Below are 6,159 nucleotides of genomic sequence, written 5' to 3' on the forward strand. Positions count from 1 at the left end.
AGAAATTTATTTTATTAACCAACCACTCAGACTACTCGGCATAGCTGTCACCATAGTTCTGCTCCCGAACAACAAGCGGAGTTATCTCACGTGGCTCTATACTTACAGGCTGATAAATGACGCGTTTCTGTTCCTCATCGTAACGCATCTCAACATAACCTGATATTGGAAAGTCTTTACGGAATGGATTGCCCACAAAACCATAATCGGTAAGAATTCTGCGAAGATCTGTGTGTCCTTGAAACACAATCCCGTAGAGATCAAACGCCTCACGCTCAAACCAATTCGCTCCCGGCCAAATATCCGTCACTGAATCAATAACCGGAAATTCATTATCCTCTGCGAACACTTTCATTCGCAATCGCTGATTTAGAGGAATTGATAACAGATGATAAACCACCCCGAAGCGCCTGCCACCGGGCTTACCTAAAGCATTCACCTCATCGCCATAGGTCGAATAATCCATGCCACACAAATCTATTAGAGTGTCAAAACCCAACTCTATATGATCACGCAAAACTTTACTCACTGAATCAACATCCTTGGCATGCACTACAATTGTCAACTCATCAAAAAGACAATGCTGACTCACTAACCGTTCCGCTAAAATACTGTCCAATACCTCAGCCAAGGCTTCCTGTCTAGATGTATTCATATTTTTATTACCGAGCAATGGTATTTGTGCGATTTATTTTATTTTGCAACTGAATGATGCCGTACAGCAGAGCTTCAGCAGTTGGCGGACACCCCGGAACATAAATATCAACCGGCACTATACGGTCACAACCACGCACCACAGAATAAGAATAATGATAATACCCTCCGCCATTCGCACATGAACCCATAGAGATCACCCATCGTGGCTCAGCCATTTGATCATATACTTTTCGAAGTGCCGGAGCCATTTTATTACACAACGTACCTGCCACTATCATCACATCCGACTGCCTCGGACTTGGACGGAATACAATACCAAACCGATCAAGATCATATCTCGAAGCGCCTGTTTGCATCATCTCTACCGCACAACAGGCCAGACCAAACGTCATTGGCCACATTGACCCTGTTCGCCCCCAATTAATAACAGAATCCAAGCTGGTTGTAATAAATCCCTTCTCTAAAGCACCTTCAATACTCATAACTCTAATCCCACTCCAATGCGCCGCGCACCCATTCGTAAATGAAACCCACTATCAGAATACCCAAGAATATCATCATCGCAACAAAACCAAACAATCCTATTTCATCCAGAACGATTGCCCATGGAAACAGGAATGCTATCTCCAAATCAAACAAAATAAACAGAATTGCAACAAGGTAATATCGCACATCAAACTTCATACGCGCATCTTCAAAAGCTTCAAAACCACACTCATAAGGAGATAATTTTTCTTTGTCCGGTCGATTAGGCGCCATCAACCAACCACCAATCATGCACCCAGCGCCCACCAAAAAACCAACAACCAAAAACAATAAGATAGGAAAATAATTTTCAAGCATAAATTTATTTTATTTTATACGTTAACTACCCGCAGAGCATTTTGACATGAAATAAATGGAGAAATTCATATATGGTGCCGACGGCGAGAATCGAACTCGCATAGCTTTCGCCACCGCCCCCTCAAGACGGCGTGTCTACCAATTCCACCACGTCGGCGCTCACTTTACGATTGTTTATTGCCAACGACATTAAAAAAATTTCTTCAGTATCCCTTTAATCTGGTATCTGATTTGCTTTTGACGACGCACCCTCTGCGCCTGACATTCCCGGAATAATTATTTCATCAACATCGGGCTTTAAATTCTGTTGATCTGGCGTTGTCGCATTTTGTGTCTCCTGAACTTCGTCCATCAAGCTCATCACCCCCAGATCTTCAACACGATTCATCGTTAGATAAGTCAAACTCATACTGGTTATAAAAAACATTGCCGCGACGATACCAGTTGTCCTACTTAAAAAAGTAGCTGACCCACTTGCACCAAATAAACTACCTGCGGATCCACTACCAAACGCAGCTCCCATATCCGCACCCTTGCCATGTTGTAATAATATTAGGACGATCAATACCACCGCTAATATAACATGTATAGACCAAACCAAGGTTTCCAACGTGTAACTCCACAGTAAATTTAACTTCGTATCGCCTTACAAATCGCAATAAAATCATCAGCAATTAGCGATGCGCCACCTATTAATCCGCCATCAATATCAGACATTGCAAATAATTCTGCTGCATTACTTGCTTTTACACTTCCACCATACAGAATAGTCATACCAGCCGCGAGTTTTTCATTCTGTGCAGCTATGCCCTGTCTTATAAAACGATGTATTTCTTGTGCCTGCTGAGGTGTCGCTGTTTTGCCTGTCCCAATTGCCCAAACAGGTTCGTAGGCAACAATTGCTTTCTCCAGTGAATTCACACCTGCTAACGTTATAACTGCACTTAATTGATCATTTATAACCCGCTCAGTTACATCCGAATCACGTTGCTCCAACGTTTCACCCACACATAAAATCGGCACCAATCCCGCTCTTTGTGCAGCAACATATTTTTCTGCAACAACCTGGCTGCTTTCTCCAAAAAGCATTCTTCTTTCAGAATGCCCAACGATTACGTAGGTACAATTGAAATCATTTAACATTGAAGCCGACACCTCACCAGTATAAGCGCCTTTTTCATGTTGACTGACATTCTGTGCTCCCAACTTGATATTCGTATTCTGCAACTCAGATTGCACCGAAGCCAAGTAGGGATATGGAACACAAACAGCACAACTGGGATCACTTTCCAGCTCTGGAATACCCTTAACCAATGCGTTTAATAGCGTGCTGTTTTCTTCTAGGCTACCATGCATTTTCCAGTTGCCAGCCACCAGTTTTTTTCGCATTGTTTATTTCCTTGCTTACTCAAAATGGGCGATGCTACCCCTGATTGACTTACTAGTCAATCTATTACATTTCTTAGAGTCTTCATTGAGCCGATTTGGCTTCAAAAAGACTTTTAAAAGTCAGACTGTTACGATTTCAATGATGAACAACACAAGAACGCAGGTTAAAACAAACGTAGACAGTTTTTATACCAAGTTTCTAATAGGGAATTTCTAATATTCAACCAAATCGACCTGTAATGTAGTCTTCTGTTTGTTTATTCTTTGGTTTGATAAAAATTGTATCGGTTTCATCAAATTCGATTAATTCACCAAGATACATATACGCCGTGTAATCAGATACTCGCGCTGCTTGCTGCATGTTATGTGTTACGATTAAAATCGTGACTTTATGCTTAAGATCTGCGATGAGTTCTTCGATACTTGCCGTTGCTATCGGATCTAGCGCAGATGTTGGCTCATCAAACAACAAAATTTCAGGATCTGTTGCCAACGCACGCGCAATACATAACCGTTGTTGTTGTCCCCCAGAAAGATTGAACGCCAAATCATTTAAACGATCTTTTACTTCGTCCCAGAGTGCCGCGTTACGCAATGCATCTTCAATCTTTTCATCCAGTATAGCGCGTTGTCTAATACCCCTAACCCTCAAGCCATAAGCGACATTCTCATAAATTGATTTTGGAAATGGATTGGGTTTTTGAAAAACCATACTGATTCGCATCCGCACTTCTATTGGATCTACTTTTGGCAACAAAATATTGACATTATCTGGATAAAGTGTAATTTCACCCTCGTAGCGATTACCTGGATACAAATCATGCATACGATTAAAACAACGCAGAAATGTAGACTTACCACATCCTGACGGGCCTATAAGCGCTGTAATTTTTTTATCATGTAACATCATATCGATGTTTTTCAGGGCATTAAAAGTACCATAATAAAAGCTCAGATTTTTTACTTTTGACTTGTACTGATTCGATTCTGCAGTATTTTGCATTTCTTTACCATTTAATATTCTTACGCATGCGATAACGTAAATAAATTGCCAGTCCGTTCATCGCAAGGGTCATCACAACCAATACCAACCCTGCTGCAGCTGCATTCAATTGAAAAGCTTCTTCCGGTCTAGAAACCCAGTTAAACATTTGGATAGGCATTACCGTAAAGGGAGCAGTTAACCATTCAAACGATATATATGGAAACTCATTTGTAACTGGTGACGGTGGTAGAAATGCTATGAAGGTTAATGCGCCAATAGTGATTATCGGCGCTGTCTCACCAATTGCACGTGCCAATCCGATTATAATACCCGTTAGTATACCAGCCGCAGAATAAGGCAATAGATGATCAGAAACAGTCTGCCATTTGGTAGCCCCTAGCGCATAGGCACCTTCGCGGATTGCAATGGGTATTGCCCTTATCGCTTCGCGAGTTGCCACTATAACCACCGGCAAAATCAATAATGCCAATGCGAATCCAGCTGCCAGAATGCTTTGGCCAAACCCTAATTGATAAACAAATAAACCTAAGGCAAGCAGGCCATAAATTATCGAAGGCACCCCGGCCAAATTTGTTACATTTATTTCTATAATCTCAGTAAACAAATTCTTAGGTGCATATTCTTCTAGATAAACACCTGCACCGACACCCAGCGGAACTGCCGACGCGGCAGTTACCAGCATGACTAACGTTGTGCCAACCCATGCTGACAATATACCCGCGGCTTCCGGACGCCTTGATGGAAAAGACGTAAAAAAATCCCAAGTTAACCGAGGCATGCCATCTATTAACATCTGAGTAAATAATGCAATAAAAGTCATAATTGCTATCATCAATGCAATAATGCCGGTAATCATAAATAACAAATCCCAGCGTTTATGGCGCCCGATTATTTTTCTGATTTCATCCAGATTATTTACATTTCTCATGGCTCGTTACTTTAAAAGGATTAATTTAGTTTCAGTATATTTCGCGGTAACGTTTACGCAATAGATGTCCAATAATATTGAACACTAGCGTCATGAGTAACAAAGTTAAACCAGCTGCAAAAATTGTTTGATAGCCGATACTTCCATGTGGCAAATCGCCTAGACTAACCTGCACGATATATGCTGTAATCGTCGCAGCCGGTTCCATCGGATTCCACGTAAGATTTGGCTGCATACCTGCCGCAATTGCGACTACCATTGTCTCCCCAACTGCACGTGAAATACCTAAGATATATGCAGCAGCAATACCCGAAAATGCAGCTGGTGCCACTACGCGAATAGCAGTCTGGAAACGCGTTGCTCCCATTGCATAAGAACCTTCTCGCAAGTGCATAGGCACCGCACGCATCGCATCCTCGGTCATAGAACTGACATACGGAATGATCATTATTCCCATTACCAAGCCCGCCGATAGCAAACTAAAACCAGGCAACTCAGGAAAAATCATCTGCAACAGCGGCGTAACAAAAAGCAGTGCGAAATAACCGTAAACAACAGTAGGCACTCCCCCAAGTAGTTCCAGAAAGGGTTTTGCTACTTCGCGTACTGCGAATGGTGCGAATTCTGAAAGATATATTGCGATAATGGTTCCAAGTGGAAGTGCCACTATCAGCGCAACCATTGAACTCACAACTGTACCTGCTACAAGTGGCAGAATTCCATAATGCGCGTCATCGAAAAGAGGTGTCCATTGGGTATCCGTAAGAAACTCCCAGATGGAAACATGCTGAAAAAAAATAACTGACTCTTTCACCAGCATCACAATTATTGCAAGCATGATGACAACGGAAAGTAACGCAGATAAGAATAATATCGACTCGATAAATCGTTCATGCAGATTACGTCGATAGCTATACCCTAGTCTACCCACATAATTCTTTTTTTTATGCAACTCTTTTGACACAAGAATTAATTAGTATAAGTTGAAACATTCTGTCTTTGGAATGCGGCACTAGACGTTCGACCGGACTATCATCGCATTATGATTCACTAAAGTGAACAAATATTGCCAGCGCAAAATGTTATTACCAAGATGGCGGCACATTTTATTGATGCTTACTTAATTATGCTGATGAGTATTATTCAACGCACTACAAATTTACAACTCTGACGCCTGTATACGGCCATCAGAGTTGTTACAATTTATGACTACAATTTAATAATCGTCGTCATCGTCGTCATCGTCGTCCTCATTATCCCAGTCGTCCCAGTCGTCAGCCTTTAATACCAGCTTACCCTCAGCACGACTCGCATCAAGGTCAGTCATCGGCGCTTC

Annotated in this window: 8 protein-coding genes and 1 tRNA gene; all 9 read right to left on the reverse strand. The window is 41.8% G+C overall.

Annotation, left to right across the window (positions count from 1 at the left end; all coding sequences use genetic code 11):
* Window positions 1–31 precede the first annotated feature (31 nt).
* The 9 genes from C8R11_RS07505 to pstC all read right to left on the reverse strand — a co-directional run bounded on the left by C8R11_RS07505 (window position 32) and on the right by pstC (window position 5,775).
* A complete protein-coding gene (locus C8R11_RS07505; RefSeq protein WP_107795182.1) occupies window positions 32–655 on the reverse strand; it encodes an NADH-quinone oxidoreductase subunit C in 624 nt (207 codons plus the stop codon).
* A 7-nt stretch (window positions 656–662) separates the two neighbouring features.
* A complete protein-coding gene (locus tag C8R11_RS07510) occupies window positions 663–1,139 on the reverse strand; it encodes a NuoB/complex I 20 kDa subunit family protein (protein ID WP_090702785.1) in 477 nt (158 codons plus the stop codon).
* A gap of 4 nt (window positions 1,140–1,143) precedes the next feature.
* Entirely contained in the window at window positions 1,144–1,500 is a 357-nt protein-coding gene (locus C8R11_RS07515; RefSeq protein ID WP_090702783.1) for an NADH-quinone oxidoreductase subunit A, read from the reverse strand.
* 72 nt (window positions 1,501–1,572) lie between these two features.
* A tRNA-Leu gene (locus C8R11_RS07520) sits at window positions 1,573–1,657 on the reverse strand.
* A 57-nt stretch (window positions 1,658–1,714) separates the two neighbouring features.
* Entirely contained in the window at window positions 1,715–2,110 is a 396-nt protein-coding gene (gene secG, locus C8R11_RS07525; protein WP_107795167.1) for a preprotein translocase subunit SecG, read from the reverse strand.
* Window positions 2,111–2,130: 20 nt separating this feature from the next.
* Entirely contained in the window at window positions 2,131–2,889 is a 759-nt protein-coding gene (tpiA, locus tag C8R11_RS07530; RefSeq protein WP_107795168.1) for a triose-phosphate isomerase, read from the reverse strand.
* Between the two features lie 220 nt (window positions 2,890–3,109).
* Window positions 3,110–3,892, reverse strand: coding sequence for a phosphate ABC transporter ATP-binding protein PstB (pstB, locus tag C8R11_RS07535; protein ID WP_107795169.1), 783 nt, complete (start codon window positions 3,890–3,892; stop codon window positions 3,110–3,112).
* A gap of 4 nt (window positions 3,893–3,896) precedes the next feature.
* The gene (gene pstA / locus C8R11_RS07540) at window positions 3,897–4,823 is read right to left on the reverse strand and encodes a phosphate ABC transporter permease PstA (protein WP_090702775.1); all 927 of its coding nucleotides are present in this window, start codon (window positions 4,821–4,823) and stop codon (window positions 3,897–3,899) included.
* Window positions 4,824–4,854: 31 nt separating this feature from the next.
* Complete coding sequence (gene pstC, locus C8R11_RS07545; protein WP_425320577.1) at window positions 4,855–5,775, reverse strand: phosphate ABC transporter permease subunit PstC; 921 nt, start codon at window positions 5,773–5,775, stop codon at window positions 4,855–4,857.
* Between the last annotated feature and the right edge of the window lie 384 nt (window positions 5,776–6,159).

The organism is Nitrosomonas aestuarii (assembly GCF_003046585.1).
GTDB lineage: Bacteria > Pseudomonadota > Gammaproteobacteria > Burkholderiales > Nitrosomonadaceae > Nitrosomonas > Nitrosomonas aestuarii.

Bases quoted from the DNA above. Each gene is read 5' to 3' on its own strand.
- C8R11_RS07505 (WP_107795182.1), bottom strand. From the start codon at position 655: ATGAATACATCTAGACAGGAAGCCTTGGCTGAGGTATTGGACAGTATT.
- C8R11_RS07510 (WP_090702785.1), bottom strand. From the start codon at position 1,139: ATGAGTATTGAAGGTGCTTTAGAGAAGGGATTTATTACAACCAGCTTG.
- C8R11_RS07515 (WP_090702783.1), bottom strand. From the start codon at position 1,500: ATGCTTGAAAATTATTTTCCTATCTTATTGTTTTTGGTTGTTGGTTTT.
- tpiA (WP_107795168.1), bottom strand. From the start codon at position 2,889: ATGCGAAAAAAACTGGTGGCTGGCAACTGGAAAATGCATGGTAGCCTA.
- pstB (WP_107795169.1), bottom strand. From the start codon at position 3,892: ATGCAAAATACTGCAGAATCGAATCAGTACAAGTCAAAAGTAAAAAAT.
- pstA (WP_090702775.1), bottom strand. From the start codon at position 4,823: ATGAGAAATGTAAATAATCTGGATGAAATCAGAAAAATAATCGGGCGC.